This window comes from Pseudomonas svalbardensis, from assembly GCF_030053115.1.
Classification (GTDB): domain Bacteria; phylum Pseudomonadota; class Gammaproteobacteria; order Pseudomonadales; family Pseudomonadaceae; genus Aquipseudomonas; species Aquipseudomonas svalbardensis.
On record NZ_CP125619.1, the window covers coordinates 1,196,172 to 1,213,728 of the forward strand.

Here is a 17,557-nt window from a genome sequence, read left to right on the forward strand (position 1 = left end):
CCACAGGATCGGGTTCCAAAAAGGGCGCTTAAGGCGCCCTTTTTTTATGGGCGCCGTTTGGGCTATCCTCGGCTCTCCCGCGCCGCCGTTAGCGCCGGGTGTAGAGCAGGGAATCACCGATGATCACCAGTAAGCTGCCGAATGTCGGCATCACTATCTTCACTCAGATGTCTCAGCTCGCGGCGCAAACCGGGGCGCTGAACCTGTCCCAGGGTTTTCCCGATTTCGATGCGCCGCAGGCCCTGTGCGATGCGGTCGGTCGGCATATCGCCAGTGGCCACAACCAGTATTCGCCGATGACCGGCCTTCCTGCATTGCGTCAGCAGATTGCGGCGAAGATCGCCCGCAGCTACGGCGTCAATGTGGATGCCGACCATGAAGTGACAGTCACGCCCGGTGCAACTCAGGCGATCTTTTGCGCCATTCAGGCGGTTATCCACAGCGGCGACGAAGTGATTGTTTTCGATCCGGCCTACGACAGTTATGAGCCCTCAGTTGAGCTGGCCGGGGGGCGCTGCGTTCATGTGCAGTTGGGCCTGAATGACTTCGACATCGACTTCCAGAAGCTGGGTGAAGCCATTACCCCACGCACGCGGATGATCATCCTCAACACTCCACATAACCCAAGCGGCGCGCTGATCAGTCGTGCCGAGCTGGATCAACTGGCGGCTTTGATTCGCGACCGCGACATCTATGTCATCAGCGATGAGGTCTACGAACACCTGGTGTTCGATGGCGTGCCCCACGTCAGCGTGCTGAATCACCAAGAGCTGTATCAGCGAGCATTCGTGGTCAGCTCCTTCGGCAAGACCTATCACGTCACTGGCTGGAAAACCGGCTACGTGGTCGCACCGCCGGCCCTCACCGCCGAGCTGCGCAAGGTTCACCAATACGTCAGTTTCTGCGGCGTCACACCGCTGCAATATGCCTTGGCCGACTTCATGGCCGAGCACCCGGAACACGTCGAAGAACTGCCGGCTTTCTATCAGGCCAAGCGCGATCTGTTCTGCGATTTGCTGGCGCCGTCTCGCTTCAGTTTCACCCGAGTGGCCGGCACGTATTTCCAATTGGTCGATTACTCGCAGATCCGCCCGGACCTCAATGACGTCGAGATGGCGTTGTGGATGACCCGCGAACATGGCGTGGCGAGCATCCCGATCTCGGTGTTCTACCAGACCCCACCCGAAGGCCAGCGCCTGGTGCGCCTGTGCTTCGCCAAACGCGAGGAGACCCTGCGTGAAGCAGCGGCAAAACTATGCGTGATCTGAGTGCGCTACCCAATCTGAACATCGCGCTGATCCAGACCACCCTGGCGTGGCACGATCGTCAGGCCAATCTGGAGCATTTCGAGCCGTTGCTGGAACAGGCTCGCGGCGCTGACCTGATCATTTTGCCGGAGATGTTCACCACCGGTTTCTCGATGGAGTCCAAGACCCTCGCCGAATCGGAAAACGGTCCGACCAGCAAATGGCTGCGGGTTCAGGCAGCGAAACTCGATGCGGTGATCACCGGCAGCGTGATCGTCCAGGCGGCTGACGGCAGCCATCGCAATCGCCTGTTGTGGGCGCGGCCGGACGGGGAGGTGTGGCACTACGACAAGCGCCATCTGTTCCGCATGGCCGGCGAACACAACCACTTCACCCCCGGCGAGCGTCAGGTGCAGTTCGAACTCAAGGGCTGGCGAGTGCGTCCGCTGATTTGCTACGACCTGCGCTTCCCGGTCTGGAGCCGCGATGCTCAGGACACCGATTTGCTGCTGTACACCGCCAACTGGCCGGGGGCACGGCGTCAGCACTGGAACCGTTTGCTGCCAGCACGGGCGATCGAAAATCTCTGCTACGTGGCGGCTGTGAATCGCATTGGTACTGACGGCAAAGGTTTTGCGTATACCGGCGACAGCCAGGTGCTGGACTTCCAGGGGGAGACGTTACTCAGTGCGGGCGAAGCCGATGGCGTGTTTCAGGTCGTTCTGAACGCTGCAGATCTTCAGGCTTATAGAACTCGCTTTCCAGCGAATCTGGACGCCGATACCTTCGAGTTCACCTGAAATTGTCGTTGCCTGACCTGCCGTCATCGCGAGCAGGCTCGCTCCCACAGTAGATCGTGTGAACCCCCAATTTTGTGTTCATCCAAAACCCAATGTGGGAGCGAGCCTGCTCGCGATGAGGCCATGACAGGCGACACAAAAAATACAGGCAAACAAAAAGGCCCCGAGGTTCTCACCCTGGGGCCTTTTGCATTTCAGCGAAGGCTTACGCCGCTTTCGCTTCCGGCTGGCTCAACGAGCGGTTCAGTGCGCTGAACAGGGCCTTGAAGCTGGCGGTGGTGATGTTTTCATCGATACCGACGCCGTGCACCGCACGTTCACCGTTCACACGCAGCTCGATGTAGGCCGCCGCCTTGGCATTGGTGCCCGAACCGATGGCGTGTTCGTTGTAGTCCATGATTTCAACCGGAATCGGCAGACCGGCCACCAGCGCTTCCAGGGCGCCGTTGCCCTTGCCACGCCAGTGCAGGTTGGTTTCACCCTGACCTTTACCAGAGACTTCCACTTCCACGGCGCTGTGACCGTTTTCTTCCTGCAGGCGATGGCTGACCAACGCGTACGGGGTGTTGGCCTGCAAGTACTCGCTGTGCAACAGCGCATGGATCTGCTGAGCCGTCATTTCGAGGCCCAGACGATCGGTTTCACGTTGCACAACCTGGCTGAACTCGATCTGCATGCGACGCGGCAAGCTGATGCCGTATTCCTGTTCCAGCAGGTAAGCGATACCGCCCTTGCCCGACTGGCTGTTGACACGGATCACCGCCTCGTAGCTGCGGCCGATATCGGCCGGGTCGATCGGCAAGTACGGTACTTCCCACAGGGCGTCCGGTTTCTGCTGGGCGAAGCCTTTGCGGATGGCGTCCTGGTGGGAGCCGGAGAACGCGGTGTGAACCAGGTCGCCGACGTACGGGTGGCGTGGGTGCACCTGGATCTGGTTGCATTCTTCGACGACTTTGCGCACACCGTCGATGTCGGAGAAGTCCAGCTCAGGGTGAATGCCCTGGGTGTAGAGGTTCAGCGCCACGGTCACGAGGTCGACGTTACCGGTACGTTCGCCGTTGCCGAACAGGCAGCCTTCGACACGGTCGGCGCCGGCCATCAGGCCCAGTTCGGTAGCTGCAACGCCAGTGCCACGGTCGTTGTGGGTGTGCAGGCTGATGATCACGCTGTCACGACGGTTGATGTGCCGGCCGAACCATTCGATCTGGTCGGCATAGATGTTCGGGGTCGCGCATTCGACGGTGGCTGGCAGGTTGAGAATCACCTTGTGCTCAGGCGTCGGGTTCCAGACTTCGATGACTGCGTCGCAGACTTCTTTGGCGAACTCGAGCTCAGTGGCGCTGAAGGTTTCTGGCGAGTACTCGAAGGTCCACTCGGTGTTTGGCTGCTGGGCGGCATATTTGACGAACAGCTTGGCCGCGTTCACGGCGATGGCCTTGACCCCTTCCTTGTCCTGGTTGAAGACAATGCGGCGGAAGGAAGGGGAGGTCGCGTTGTACAGGTGAACGATGGCTTTCTTCGCCCCGCGCAGGGATTCGAAGGTGCGCTCGATCAAGTCTTCACGGCCCTGGGTCAGCACCTGAATGGTGGTGTCGTCCGGGATGTGGTTGCCTTCGATCAGGGTACGCACGAAGTCGAAGTCGGTTTGCGAAGCCGCCGGGAACGACGCTTCGATTTCTTTCACGCCGACCGACACCAGGGTTTTCCAGAAACGCAGCTTCTTGACCGCGTCCATTGGCTCGATCAGCGACTGGTTACCGTCCCGAAGGTCGGAGCTGCACCAGATCGGCGCGGCGGTAATGGTCTTCGACGGCCAGGTGCGGTCCGGGATGTCGATGGTCGGGAACGCGCGGTATTTCGAAGACGGGTCTTTGAGCATGCTCATCGGGAAATCCTTATTGTGTGGGCCGAAAAAAGGCGGCCTGCCGGTGGATCAAATGTTCTTGGGGAAAGCGAAGGGCGAGGCACCGCAAATTCAGCCCGGCAGTCGTGCACTGACAAGGCACAGGCTGCGGTGCTGGCGAAGCTGGATGAGGGTGTGAGAGGTTTTCATGCCTTCAACCCTAACCGCGAGGGTGAAGGATGGCAAGCGGTCGAAAAAAATTGAGAGGAATCCTCTAAAAGTCTTCTATATCGAGATTTTATTGCGGTGAAGGGTGGTGATTGTTTTTATGTTTGCGCGAGGTTTGAGCGATGCGCAATTGAAGGCTTTCGGTGATGGGGCGTGTCAGCGCGGCTATTCTTAAAGCCTCACCAAGGACTACTGGCAGGCAGGAGTCGACAATGAACGAGTCGGATTGGAAGCTTTATAGCGCACTGCGTCCGTTGGCCCATGAGCGGCTATGCATCCGGATCATGGAGGAGGTCGAGCGCACGGTGCTGGATAAAAGCATTGGACCTTATGAGCGGATAGAAGCCAGCGAAGAAAGGCTGAAGGCCGGTCAACAAGAACTGTATTGGGCTTTTGGCGTGTTCAGGCACTCACGCAATGAGGCGCCTGGTCACTTGCTGGGGTTGTGTACTCATGAGTTGATCAGCGCTGAGGAGTTGGCGGGCTTTTCGGAGGAAACTCAGGCCTGGATCAAAGAGTGCCTGGCGCACAGGGAAATCCATGGGATTGAAGACCTTGAGGCGGAATAAACGGCGTCAGTGATGCCCCCATCGCGAGCAGGCTCGCTCCCACATTGGATTTTTGGTGAATACAAAATCTGCATTCACGCCGATCAACTGTGGGAGCGAGCCTGCTCGCGATGGGGCCAGTCGCCTCACTCAATATTCAGGGCTGAAATGCACCTATAAAGATAGCCGGATCAACCCGCGCATCATTCAGGCTGACGTTCCAATGCATATGCGGCCCGGTCGCCCGCCCGGTGGCCCCCACTTTCCCGACCACCCCACCACGGGCCAATTGCTGGCCAACCTTCACGTCGATTTTCGACATGTGGCAAAACATGCTGATAAACCCCTGCCCATGGTCGACAAACACTGTGTTGCCGTTGAAGAAATAGTTGCCGATCAGGATCACCTTGCCGGCAGCCGGGGTCTTGATCGGTGTGCCAGCGCCGACGGCGAAATCCAGGCCAGAGTGGGGATTACGCTCTTCACCATTGAAGAAGCGGCGCACGCCGAACTTGCTCGACAGCGGGCCGTTCACCGGTTTGTCCAACAACAAATTGCTCGGCGTATTCGGGCTGAACGTGCGGTAGGCAGTAATCTGCTCGGCCAATTCGCGCTCAATGCGCTTGAGGTTTTCCGGATCCGGGTTGACCTGCTGCTTATTCTTCAGAGTGATGTGCTGTTCCGGGTATTTCTTGTTGCCGACCGTGAAACTCAGATTCCGCCCGCCACTGCTGACCTGCTGCGTGCCCGGTTTAACCGTCAGCGGCACACCGACAATCGCCAGCCAGTTGTTCTGTTCCTTGACCACCAGCACAGGCTTGCCTTGATAACTGGCCTTCGGCGCCTGCGCAGAGGCACCCAGATCCACCACGGCCACGCCGCCCGGCACCGGTTTGTTCAACAGGCGGGTGATGTAACTGTCGGCGTGGGCATTGAAGGTCAGGCACAGCAACAGCAGCGGAGCTAAAAAACGCGGCATGGATCAATCCAGTAAAGAAAGGGTGACAGGCGTCAGGTGATTGTCTTCGACCCGCACTTGCAGTTCGCCTTCGCCAAGTCTGGCTTTCAGGCGCTGACCATTGTGGGTTTGCGCGGCGTTGCGGATCGCGTTGCCGCGTTCGTCCAGCAAAATGCTGTAGCCACGGCCAAGGGTCGCCAAAGGGCTGACCACATGCAGCGTCTGCATCTGGCTTTGCAGTTGCAGGCGACGGGATTTGAGCCCTTCGCGCATGGCACGGGGCAGGCGTTCGGCAAGGCTGTCGAGGCGCTGACGGAGCATCGCCAGTTGCCGCCCGGGATGTTGCCCGGCGAGGCGGGTTTCCAGACGGATCAACCTTTCGCGACGGGTATTGAGGCTGCGTTCGAACGCGCGGCGCATGCGCATGTCCAGATCATCCAGGCGCTGCGCTTGCTGGCGCAGGCGTTCGCCGGGATGGCGCAAGCGGCGAGACATGCCTTCCAGGCGCAGTCGATCACGCATCAAGCGGTCGCGGATACGCATCACCAGCCGTCGATGCAGGCTTTCGACCCGGCGGACCAGGTCACTGGAATCCGGCGCGAGCAGTTCGGCGGCGGCGGAAGGCGTCGGGGCGCGAACGTCGGCCACGAAGTCGCTGATCGACACGTCGGTTTCATGGCCGACGGCGCTGACAATCGGCGTCACGCAAGCATCCACGGCGCGGGCCACGGCTTCTTCGTTGAAGCACCAGAGGTCTTCCAGTGAACCACCGCCGCGGGCCAGAATCAGCGCGTCGAAACCGCGGGCGTCCGCCAGTTTCAGTGCGCGGACAATCTGCGCAGTGGCTTCGCGGCCCTGCACGGCAGTGGGGATCAACGTGAGTTGGATCTGCGGCGCACGGCGCCGGAATACGCTGATGATGTCGCGAATCACCGCGCCGGTGGGCGAGCTGATAATGCCGATGCGTTGCGGATGCGCTGGCAGCGGCACTTTGCGCTCGGCGCTGAACAGGCCTTCGGCGCTGAGTTTCTCCTTCAACGCATCGAAGGCCAGACGCAGCGCACCGTCACCGGCCGGCTCCACGGTATCGAGGATCAGCTGATAGTCGCCACGGCCCTCGAACAGCGAAACCTTGCCGCGGACCTTGACCGCTAGGCCATCCTTCAATGCCTGACGCACTCGCGCCGCGTTCTGCCGGAACAGCGCGCAACGCACCTGGGCGCCGCTGTCCTTGAGGGTGAAATACACGTGGCCGGACGCAGGGCGGGCGAGGTTGGAGATTTCGCCTTCGACCCAGATGTTGCTGAACACGTCTTCGAGCAACACCCGCGCGCGGCCGTTGAGCTGGCTGACAGTCAGGACTTCACGGTCCAGGCCGAGTCTTGCAAAGGGATCTTTAATCATGGGGCGCATGATAAAGGCATTCGGCAAACAATCTCCATGAGTCCACGCAAATCCCCTGTGGGAGCGCAATGCTGTTCACTTAAGCGGAGCAGCCTTGCGGTTAACCGGATACCGGGTTTTTGACATCTTCACCGCCCTAGGCCTCGCAGGCCTGGGGCGTTTTACTATGAAGAGCACACCAATGCTGCCGCGAAGCTCGTCCAGGCGTCTTGGCGTGTGTGAGGGCGAGACCGCTCCGGCCATGACCACCAGATGGCTGGCGATGTGCTGACAGGCAAACTTGAAACTCACCTCGCTGGGAGCCCGCTTATGAGCTACAGCCGCCTGACTGGCTTCTCGACGCACTACGTTATAAGCCAGTAACAGCCCCCATAATTCTTGATACACCAGATCTACAGTCTTGCTGCGAAGGGTCAAGGCATTGTCTTGCATTGAGCTTTTGATATCCCTGAAACCCAGTTCGATTTCCCATCGCTCGTGATAAAGGGTGGCGACCTGCTCAGCGCTAAAGTGCGAGGCTGGCAGGGAGGTGAAGACGGTTTTTTCTTTCCCGGCGACCTCGTAGGTGACCGCCCGTACTTGCCAGTACTCAGGCAACAGTGGGTTCTTTTTACGCGCTTGCTGCGAGACCTTCATCTGGACTAGGTAATCACCATCGCCGTAGTGTTCAATTTCCGTGCGAACAGTACCCTTACGCTCCGGGATCATCCAATGCCGGTTTTTTTCAGTACTTTGGATACTCAACAATAGGTCCGCACTGAAAAACCCTTTGTCCAGCAGGGTCACTGAGTGGTTGGGTATGCTCTCGATGAAGTCCTTGGCCAGCGGGATCTCCCCTTTGCGGTAAGGGCTGATGGCCGCGTTGGCGATGATATGAGAACGGGCGTTCATCAACGCAACAAGGCGCAGCACCGGATAAGGGGTTTGACGATCGGAGGAGGTATTGCCGGAGCCAAAATGGTCCCGCAATGACGACGTTTCCGGGGTTCGAAACAAGGCACCGTCGACGGCAAAGACTTGAAGACCGTGCCAGTCATCTTGCGGGTAGCGCTCGTATCCCCAGACATTGGCGCACTGTTGAAATAACCAAGCGACAGGCTGATTCCCCAGACGCTGGCGCGCCTGCGACAACCCGCTTTTGGCTAACAGCACCTCATTAGCAAGACCGTCGGCACAAATATTCAGTCGGCGAGCGACCTCGACTATTGGCTCACCTCTGAAAAGTGCCATCCCGACTACCAGCCAAAGGACTATGTCCGAAGGCAAGCGCCGACGTCGGATCGTGGCTTTATCCGCCAGAGCGGCCGCTGCGGTGATCCAATCATGAGGAATATGATCGGTGAACACCTCAAGGCGAGAGAGCGGTTGCTTAGCAAAATCCAAAACCGCGCTTAAATCCTGAGCAACAGACATAAAAAATCCGGAATCCTTATCAGATTCCGGATTTTCCGGCTGCCTGAGGATTAGTCAACAATCCTTAAGTGAACAGCATTGCCTGTGGGAGCGGGCTTGCTCGCGAATGCATTCTGTCATTCACATTGCTATCGACTGATACTCCGCATTCGCGAGTAAGCCCGCTCCCACAGGTTTAAAGTCAGCTCCGGGATTCAGGGAAGACATGGAATGAATGTACTTGAGTTGTTGAACCAATGGCCATTCGGCGCTACGGACTGGCTGGTGATCGGGTTGGGCATCGCCCTGGCCTACATCGTGTTCGGCATTGCCGGTTTCGGCACTGCGTTGGTGGCCGGGCCGATATTGATCCTGTTCATGCCGCTGTCGAAGATCGTGCCGCTGTTGGTGCTGCTGGATTTCGTCGCGGCGTTCGGTAATTTGCTGCCTTCGCAGCGGGATGTGGCGAAGCCTGAGTTGTTGCGGCTGCTGCCGTGCATGGCGGTCGGCTGCACGCTGGGGGTGATTTTTCTGTTGAACCTGAAATCCGATGTGCTTTTGCTGTTGATGGGGCTGTTTATCAGCGCTTATGCGATTTACAGCTTGTGGGTCAAAACCCGGCCGACGCAATTGTCCGCCGGTTGGGCCGTGCCGATGGGCACGGTGGGCGGCATGTTCGGGGCATTGTTTGGCAGTGGCGGCTTTTTATATGCGATCTACTTGAACAGTCGCCTGCCCAAAGAGGCGGCCCGGGCGACCCAGAGTGCACTGATCAGTTGCAGCACGGTGGTGCGCTTGAGCCTGTTTGCTGTCGCGGGTGTGTATGCCGAGCTACCCTTGTTGGTCTTGGCGCTGTGTTTGTTGCCGGCCATGGCATTGGGGCTGTGGATCGGCCGGCGGTTGACCATGAGATTGTCCCGTGAGGCGTTTGTGCGGCTGGTGACCTGGTTGGTGCTGGTCAGCGGAATCGCCTTGATCGGACGATATTTGAGTGCTTGACCTCTGAAGCCGGGTGCTTATGCTGCCGGGCTTCGTTAAAGCGTTGCAGCAGGCCGCACCATGAATTCGCAAAGCATTATTGTCCCGAAAATCTCCACACTGCCGGTGCACGAACCCCGGGCCCGGGCGGTCGTGCGTTGGCTGGTGCGCAAGAACATCGTCAAGGAAGAACTGACCACCTGTGGCCGTACCGGCAACCGCATGGCTCATGCCATCGGCGACGGCGCCCGCGCTGTCGTGCTGCATCCTGAAGCGCTGCCGTTCGGCGAACCGATCAATGGCCTGGAAATCATCACCAAGCGCTGCATCTATACGCCCGCAAAGGGTTTCCTTGAAGAGGCGGGCTGCGCCGAGTGCCGCAAGGAAGTCGGCGAAGCGCTGTTCGAAAGCCTGGAAGACTGGATGCCGGGGCGCACCGATAACTTCACGTGTCCGGAGTGCGGGCATGAAGATGACATCAACGGCTTTCTTTTCCTGCAGGAATGCGGCTTTTCCAACCTGGGTTTTATCTTCAACAACTGGGCCGAGGCCGGGTTCAAGCAGAGCTTTATCGACGAATTTGCCGATTGGCTCGATCAACCCGTGAGTTGGGTCAAGGTCGAACTCTGAACGCGGGCGCCTTTGTAGGAGCTGCCGCAGGCTGCGATCTTTTGATCTTGTTTTTGAAAATCAAAGTCAAAAGATCGCAGCCTTCGGCAGCTCCTACAGGGACGTCGTTTTTCCGTATATCAGTAATGCTAATAATAGACAAAGTTTTACATTGAACCCGAGGGGGTGTCTGACTATAATGGCGCGCTTCCATTTTCCCGCTCGGGAGCCCCCGCGATGCTGCGTATCAGCCAAGAAGCTCTGACATTCGACGACATTCTCCTAGTGCCTGGTTATTCCGAGGTGCTTCCTAACGAAGTCAGTCTCAAGACCCGCCTAACCCGTGGCATCGAGCTGAATATTCCTCTGGTTTCTGCCGCCATGGACACCGTTACTGAAGCCCGTCTGGCAATTGCCATGGCTCAGGAAGGTGGCATCGGCATTATCCACAAGAACATGACCATCGAGCAGCAAGCTGCCGAAGTGCGCAAGGTCAAGCGTTATGAGGCCGGCGTGGTCAAGGACCCGATCACCATCGAGGCTGACGCCACGGTTCGTGAACTGTTCGAACTGACCCGCATGCACAACATCTCCGGCGTTCCGGTACTGCACGATGGCGACCTGGTCGGCATCGTCACCTCCCGCGACGTACGTTTCGAAAACCGTCTGGACGCCACCGTCCGTGAAGTGATGACGCCTAAAGAGCGTCTGGTCACGGTCAAGGAAGGCGCCGACAAGAACGACGTCCGCGAGTTGTTGCACAAAAACCGCATCGAACGCGTGCTGATCGTCGACGACAAATTCGCCCTCAAAGGCATGATGACCGTCAACGACATCGAAAAAGCCAAGGCTTATCCGCTGGCCAGCAAGGACGATCAAGGTCGTCTGCGTGTTGGCGCTGCTGTCGGTACCGGTAAAGACACCGGTGATCGCGTAGCTGCCCTGGTCAATGCCGGCGTTGACGTGGTGGTGGTCGACACCGCTCACGGTCACTCCAAAGGCGTGATCGACCGCGTTCGCTGGGTCAAACAGAATTTCCCTGAAGTGCAGGTCATCGGCGGCAACATCGCCACCGGCGCTGCCGCCAAGGCTTTGGCCGAAGCAGGCGCCGACGCCGTCAAGGTCGGTATCGGCCCAGGCTCGATTTGCACCACCCGTATCGTCGCCGGTGTTGGCGTCCCGCAAATCAGCGCCATCGCCAACGTCGCCGCGGCCCTTGAAGGCACTGGCGTTCCGTTGATCGCCGACGGCGGCATCCGTTTCTCCGGTGACCTGTCCAAGGCCATCGTTGCCGGTGCTTCCTGCGTGATGATGGGCTCGATGTTCGCCGGTACTGAAGAAGCGCCGGGCGAGATCGAACTGTTCCAGGGTCGTTCGTACAAGGCTTACCGCGGCATGGGTTCGCTGGGCGCCATGTCCCAGGCTCAAGGCTCCTCCGACCGTTACTTCCAGGACTCCTCGGCAGGCGCCGAGAAACTGGTTCCGGAAGGTATCGAAGGGCGTGTTCCTTACAAGGGCACCCTGAGCGCCATCATCCATCAACTGATGGGCGGCCTGCGTTCCTCGATGGGTTACACCGGCAGCGCCGACATCGAAGAAATGCGCACCAAGCCTGAGTTCGTGCGGATCACCGGTGCTGGCATGGCCGAGTCCCACGTTCACGACGTACAGATCACCAAAGAAGCGCCAAACTACCGCGTAGGTTGAGCCTTCCAGCAAAAAGTTAAGTAACCGGGGCTGTTTTATTCAGCCCCGAGTTGTTTCTGAATCACGACTGTTTCTGAATTACTTAGACGAGACTGAATCATGGCCCTCGACATTCACGCTCACCGCATCCTGATCCTCGACTTCGGTTCCCAGTACACCCAGCTGATTGCCCGCCGCGTGCGTGAAATCGGCGTGTACTGCGAACTGCATCCGTTCGACATGGACGACGAAGCGATTCGCGAATTCGCTCCAAAAGGCGTCATTCTCGCTGGTGGCCCCGAGTCCGTGCACGTAGCCGACAGCCCGCGCTGCCCGCAAGCGGTGTTTGACCTGGGCGTACCGGTCTTCGGTATCTGCTACGGCATGCAGACCATGGCTGAACAGCTGGGTGGCAAGGTCGAAGGTTCCGAGCTGCGTGAGTTCGGTTACGCCCGTGTCGACGTGGTCGGCAAGAGCCGCCTGCTCGACGGCATCGAAGACCACATCGACGCCGACGGCCTGTTCGGCCTCGACGTGTGGATGAGTCACGGTGACAAGGTCACCAAGATGCCTCAGGAATTCCACATCCTGGCCAGCACCCCGAGCTGCCCGATCGCCGGCATGTTCGACGACGCGCGTGGCTACTACGGCGTGCAGTTCCACCCGGAAGTGACCCACACCAAGCAGGGCGGTCGCATCCTCTCGCGCTTTATCCTCGACATCTGCGGCTGCGAAGCCTTGTGGACGCCTTCGAAGATTGCTGAAGACGCCATCGCCAACATTCGCGCCCAGGTCGGCACCGACAACGTACTGCTCGGCCTGTCCGGCGGTGTGGACTCCTCGGTGGTTGCCGCGCTGCTGCACAAAGCCATTGGCGACCAGCTGACCTGCGTCTTCGTCGACAACGGCCTGCTGCGTCTGCACGAAGGTGAGCAAGTGATGGCCATGTTCGCCGAGAACATGGGCGTCAAGGTGATCCGCGCCAACGCTGAAGATCAGTTCCTGAACAACCTGGCTGGCGAAAGCGACCCAGAGAAGAAGCGCAAGATCATCGGCCGTACCTTCATCGACGTCTTCGATGCCCAGTCCAACAAACTGGACAACATCAAGTACCTCGCACAAGGCACTATCTACCCGGACGTGATCGAGTCGGCTGGCGCCAAAAGCGGCAAGGCTCACGTCATCAAGTCGCACCACAACGTGGGTGGCCTGCCGGAAGAAATGAACCTCAAGCTGGTTGAACCCCTGCGCGAGCTGTTCAAGGACGAAGTCCGTCGTCTGGGCCTGGAACTCGGCCTGCCGTACGACATGGTCTACCGTCACCCGTTCCCGGGCCCGGGCCTGGGCGTGCGGATCCTCGGTGAAGTGAAGAAGGAATACGCCGACCTGCTGCGTCGCGCCGACCACATCTTCATCGAAGAGCTGCGCAAGGCCGACTGGTACCACAAAGTCAGCCAGGCATTCGTGGTGTTCCAGCCGGTGAAGTCGGTTGGCGTTGTAGGTGATGGCCGTCGTTACGCCTGGGTGGTTGCCCTGCGAGCCGTGGAAACCATCGACTTCATGACCGCGCGTTGGGCGCACCTGCCTTACGAACTGCTGGAAACTGTTTCCGGCCGGATCATCAACGAAATCGAAGGCATCTCCCGCGTCACTTACGACGTGTCGAGCAAGCCGCCAGCGACGATTGAGTGGGAATAATCCCGCGCTAGCCTTGATGGCTTGATCGCAGGTAACCGAAAAGGCCGTGTGAACACTGTTCACTCGGCCTTTTTCGTTTTAGACGCCGGGTAGTCGGACGGGGGTCATGCCCATTCTGTGCAGCGCTGAACTCAAGGTGTCGGGGGTTTGAAAGCGTCGGCCGTTGATCTGCCAGGCATCCCGTTCGACGTAGTACCCCTCTGCATCATGCTTGATGGGTGTTCGAACGAGTTTGCCACGGGTGATGATGCCGTTACTGGTGATGACTCTGTTGGTGAGGGTTCTGCTGCGGTGAACCAGAAAGGGTTCACCGGTACTGGTGCTGAGGGCGTACATGCCCGGCCTGGGCAGGCCATCCTCCAGCCTTTGCGCCAGGATCACGCTTTTCGGCGTCGGGATTTGCAGCAACAAGTCATTTTTGGCAAAACCGGCCGCTTGCCCCGGGCGCGGCTCGTCGGCCACCCCCGGGTCGACCTTGATACCGCCGAGCTCATCCGGGCCCACGCTTTCAATACGCAGCCCGATGCTGCCTTCAAGTTCGCTGACACCCGCTACGCCGGCATAGGTATTGGCGTGGCTGTTCCCGACCAACGCCACCCAGCGATGCGCGCCTCTGGCCGTCTGGTCGGCGCCGATGACTTGGCGGGCGAAGAAATTCATCATTTTTTGCCGAAAATTGATGTTTGCTCCCTGAATGCCAGTGCTGCGGTAACTGGCGAGGCAGTCGATGGCCTGAACGCGAACATGGTTTTTTTGCGCCGTCCTGACCACCTGCTCAAAGGTGAATTGTTCGCTGGGGTCAGTCGAAAAACCTGCATCAAGGTCCTTGAGGTAGCTTTCCAGATCCTCGGACATCACTCCAGTGCGATTGAACACATCCAGGTCAGCCTGATGGAAATCGGTCAGCAGATGCTCCATGTACAGGGTTTTGACCTTTTGTTTGCGCAGCACGCTCATGTTCTCGACCAGAAACTGTTTGCTGCCCACGCTGTCGTGGCTTTCACCGATGACCAGGCTCTGTGACCGCTTGAAAAGGGTCTTGATGATGTCCTGGAGCTTTGCATTCGCGATGAACGATGGAATGGTCGGTCTGGGTGGCAGCGGCGGTTGCGAATAGAAGGTCACGGCGTCGTCGTGCAGCGTTCGGCGCAGTCTTTTGAAGGCTTCCAGCTCATCGTTCGGATTATTGGGATTGACAAAGCCGTCCTTCAAATCCCCCTTCGAGGCCATACCCTTGGCCGCCTGTTTGAGGGCTGGCTTGATGTCCTGCGGAACATCGTATTCAGTCGCCGGGGCATCGAAGTCCGGGAGTGGCGGCTCGGCCCTGGCAAACAGATCGGCAAACTTGCCCCCGCCCACCAGGCCGGGACGCGTGAGGGGCACCCATTCACCCATGTCATTCAGGCGTACCGGTATGTTGCGGTAAAAGGAGTAAGGATTGACCGGGTCAATGATTGCCCAGGTTTTCAGTTTGCTGTAACGCACCAGGTAGAAACTGTCACCGATGGCAATGTAATTACCGCCTGTCTCAGGCTGATAGATACCTTGAAACTTGCCTTCGGCGTTGATTGGGGAATAGCCATCGAGAATTTCATTGGTTTCAAAAGGAGCCAATATGTCGGAATCGCTTGGGCGGGGTGCAATGGCTTCGACGGGGGGATGCACTGTTATGCCCGACTCTCCTGGATCTTCCTCGGCCGTGAGTACCTCCTCGGCTTCTTCTGTTTCCGCTGCTTCTGCGAATTCGGCCGCCCCTCGTAAAAATGGCAAGTTGAACAGCACGTCCACGCTACCGAGAATGGCACCTGTGACGGCTGCCTTGCGTTCCGCAGGGGTAGTAGCGTTGATGGCCTGGTCGATGTGAAGCCCGACATTGGCAATGCCCGCGCCAATGACAACCAGCGCTGCCGGCCAAGCAAGGGCGGCCATCGGTCCAAAGGTGTGGTTGAAGGCATTGAGATAGCCTATCCACAGTTTTTTCCTGATCTCGCCGTTGGAGTGCAGCAGGTAATTGGCGTCGCTGAGCATGCGCTCATGAGTGGACCGGTTCAGATGGGTGAACACATCACCGGCAATTTTCTCGCCACGGTAGTGGAGCAAATGATGGTCCGCGCCTGCATATTCGCCGGGCAATACGTCATAGGCATGGGTGAGGCCGATATTTTCGGTTTCCGTCTCCTCAAACGCATGAACGATCAGACCAATGCCGGTGAAATTGGCGAGCTTGTGCCCCAGGGAAGTGGGCTTTTCCTGAAGGATATCCCGCTCTTCCTGTTTGAAGTGCATGAGCATGCGTTCGCGGCCTTCAGCGTCCTTGACCTCATTGACCAGCCATTCGTGCAGCTCCTCGACCTTGTTAAAGCAGTGAAATCCTCTGGGTTCGCCCGGAATGTAGAGAATGTTCAGGTCACTGTCGTCAGTGATGCTGAGGATGTCCGTCGACACGAAGTGGTCAATGCAAAACTTGCGAATCGATAAACCGCTGCCCGCTGACGCCTCGTCCAGCAGCATTTGCCCGGTGAGCGGCCTGCTTACATTACCGACGACAGCCCTGAGCACCGTGGTGAAGTGTTCTCGGGTCAAGTGACCCTTCTCGTAGTCTTCAATGGCTTTGGCAATAAACGTGCACTTGGCCAGCGCACGGAAGATGTCGCTGTGCTTTTCCCAGAACGTCGCGATGGCCGTTTTGTAACGGTCAGCGAAATTGATATCCCAGAAGGTTTTCAACACATCCCTGGCATGCAGGCGAATCTCGTTGGTTTCATCGTAGTTTCCGGCATTGCCGTCGGCACGGTAGAAACCGCTGTCAACGTCCAGCAGGTCCCCGTTGTCCTGGTCGTGGACACTGAAACGCTGCATGACCAGTTGCGGGAAGGTCATCGACTCCCTGGGTGTTTCAAACACATGCTGCCAGCCGGTAAAGGTCTTCGAGCTGCTTTGAGCGGCATTAAACCGATGCCAGTAGACCTTGTCGGGTTCGATATCCGTGATGTTGTGCTGGACGAGAATGTCCTTGGCGACCTGATACGCCATGGCGTGCAGGTCGGGGCAATCGGCAACGAGATCAGTGATCAGGGCCTGGAGGGCCAACACATCTGCAGCGTCGGGCAGGGTGATTTTTTGAGCATCGTCCATGATGTTTTCCTTGAGAGGTGGTTGGGGCGCTCACTATCTCAAGGGGCATCGGTGCCATCTGTAAGCTACTGGGTATCTGGTGATGGTCTGTTGCTGATAGAAGAAGTAGGGCATGACGAAGGTCTGAGTCAGGCTCAGCGCCGTGCAATGTCAGAAAAGTAAAACTTGTCCAGGGTGTGCCGCGACTCGGTGTATTCGAACTGCCGTCCGTCCTGCAAAAACGTCTGGTTGCTGACCACGATCACATGGCTCTGGCCGTCGAGGTCCAGGTGTTGCTGGTCGTCCTTGCTCCGGGGCACTGCTTCGATGGTGCGCTGGGCGTAGGCGATTTGCAGTTGCAAGGTCTGCTCGATGAAGGCGTAGATCGAGTGCTCGGCGATGTCTCGGGACAGGCCGGGAATCACGTCGCTGACGAAATGGTTGATGTCGAGGATCACGCGTTTGCCGTCGATCCGCCGCACTCGCTTGATCCGTGTGATCAGGCTGCCTTCTTCGGCCTTGATGTGTTCAAGCAAGGGGCCTTCGAGGGAGATTTGAGTGAACTCGACCACTTCGGTGCTGACGTCATTGCCCAGGCGCGGGTAGGTCTCCTGGAAGCTGACGATGCCGCCCAACTGGAATTCGATCGGGTTGGTCGACAGGACGAACGTGCCTTTGCCGTGGACCTTCTGAGCGAAACCGCGCTCCTGAAGTTGCTCGATGGCCTTGCGCACGGTGCCGCGACTGGCCTGGTAGCTGTCCATCAGTTCGGTTTCGGAAGGCAACCGGGCGCCGCGTTCCAGACGTTCGGTCGTGATGCTGGCAAGCAGATCGCTGTAGATCTGGTTGTATTTACTCATGGGGATGGCTCTGTACGGCGCTGTGCTCAAGGTTTCGAACCTTAAGGGCAGGGTAGGGGTTTGTCCATGCGGCGTTAGGTTTCTTTGACTTTTGAGGTAGGAAATGTCGCCGCCGGTCGGGTTCAGGAGAAACAAAAACAAACTCGTCTGTACGAGTTGTTGCTTTAACTCGTACAGACGAGTACTTTTCGT

The 17,557-nt window shown here is 58.3% G+C and carries 13 protein-coding genes; 7 read left to right on the plus strand and 6 right to left on the minus strand.

From position 1 onward, the window contains the following. The first annotated feature begins 119 nt into the window (after nt 1–119). Nucleotides 120–1,268, plus strand: a complete 1,149-nt coding sequence (locus tag QFX16_RS05285; protein WP_283183096.1) for a pyridoxal phosphate-dependent aminotransferase — start codon at nt 120–122, stop codon at nt 1,266–1,268. Beyond that, nucleotides 1,256–2,047, plus strand: a complete 792-nt coding sequence (locus tag QFX16_RS05290; protein WP_283183097.1) for an amidohydrolase — start codon at nt 1,256–1,258, stop codon at nt 2,045–2,047. Before QFX16_RS05285 ends, QFX16_RS05290 begins: the two co-directional genes overlap by 13 nt. Nucleotides 2,048–2,252: 205 nt before the next feature. On the opposite strand, the gene leuA is transcribed toward QFX16_RS05290, so the two are convergent. Then, complete coding sequence (gene leuA / locus QFX16_RS05295) at nt 2,253–3,932, minus strand: 2-isopropylmalate synthase (RefSeq protein ID WP_008147766.1); 1,680 nt, start codon at nt 3,930–3,932, stop codon at nt 2,253–2,255. A 398-nt stretch (nt 3,933–4,330) separates the two neighbouring features. On the opposite strand from leuA, the gene QFX16_RS05300 reads away from it, so the two are divergent. Next, on the plus strand, nt 4,331–4,687 hold the full coding sequence (locus QFX16_RS05300; RefSeq protein ID WP_283183098.1) for a hypothetical protein: 357 nt from the start codon (nt 4,331–4,333) through the stop codon (nt 4,685–4,687). Between the two features lie 136 nt (nt 4,688–4,823). On the opposite strand, the gene QFX16_RS05305 is transcribed toward QFX16_RS05300, so the two are convergent. The 3 genes from QFX16_RS05305 to QFX16_RS05315 form a co-directional block, all read right to left on the minus strand. Further along, nucleotides 4,824–5,645: a peptidoglycan DD-metalloendopeptidase family protein gene (locus tag QFX16_RS05305; protein WP_283183099.1), complete on the minus strand. Its 822-nt coding sequence runs from the start codon at nt 5,643–5,645 to the stop codon at nt 4,824–4,826. A gap of 3 nt (nt 5,646–5,648) precedes the next feature. Beyond that, on the minus strand, nt 5,649–7,028 hold the full coding sequence (gene xseA / locus QFX16_RS05310) for an exodeoxyribonuclease VII large subunit (protein WP_033061484.1): 1,380 nt from the start codon (nt 7,026–7,028) through the stop codon (nt 5,649–5,651). A gap of 75 nt (nt 7,029–7,103) precedes the next feature. After that, nucleotides 7,104–8,441, minus strand: coding sequence for an IS4 family transposase (locus QFX16_RS05315; RefSeq protein WP_283181394.1), 1,338 nt, complete (start codon nt 8,439–8,441; stop codon nt 7,104–7,106). A 210-nt stretch (nt 8,442–8,651) separates the two neighbouring features. Between QFX16_RS05315 and QFX16_RS05320 the strand changes: the two genes are divergently transcribed. From QFX16_RS05320 to guaA, 4 genes are all read left to right on the plus strand, one after another. After that, a complete protein-coding gene (locus QFX16_RS05320; protein ID WP_283183100.1) occupies nt 8,652–9,419 on the plus strand; it encodes a sulfite exporter TauE/SafE family protein in 768 nt (255 codons plus the stop codon). A 60-nt stretch (nt 9,420–9,479) separates the two neighbouring features. Next, entirely contained in the window at nt 9,480–10,028 is a 549-nt protein-coding gene (locus QFX16_RS05325) for a sugar ABC transporter ATPase (RefSeq protein ID WP_109634588.1), read from the plus strand. A 216-nt stretch (nt 10,029–10,244) separates the two neighbouring features. After that, nucleotides 10,245–11,714, plus strand: a complete 1,470-nt coding sequence (gene guaB, locus QFX16_RS05330; protein WP_123368331.1) for an IMP dehydrogenase — start codon at nt 10,245–10,247, stop codon at nt 11,712–11,714. 99 nt (nt 11,715–11,813) lie between these two features. Further along, nucleotides 11,814–13,391 carry a glutamine-hydrolyzing GMP synthase gene (gene guaA, locus QFX16_RS05335; RefSeq protein ID WP_054045341.1) on the plus strand — a complete coding sequence of 526 codons (1,578 nt, stop codon included), beginning with the start codon at nt 11,814–11,816 and terminating at the stop codon, nt 13,389–13,391. A gap of 78 nt (nt 13,392–13,469) precedes the next feature. On the opposite strand, the gene QFX16_RS05340 is transcribed toward guaA, so the two are convergent. Beyond that, nucleotides 13,470–16,526 (minus strand): membrane-targeted effector domain-containing toxin, encoded by a 3,057-nt coding sequence (locus QFX16_RS05340; protein ID WP_349294208.1) that lies wholly within the window; start codon nt 16,524–16,526, stop codon nt 13,470–13,472. A 134-nt stretch (nt 16,527–16,660) separates the two neighbouring features. Beyond that, complete coding sequence (gene treR / locus QFX16_RS05350; protein ID WP_283183103.1) at nt 16,661–17,365, minus strand: trehalose operon repressor; 705 nt, start codon at nt 17,363–17,365, stop codon at nt 16,661–16,663. Between the last annotated feature and the right edge of the window lie 192 nt (nt 17,366–17,557).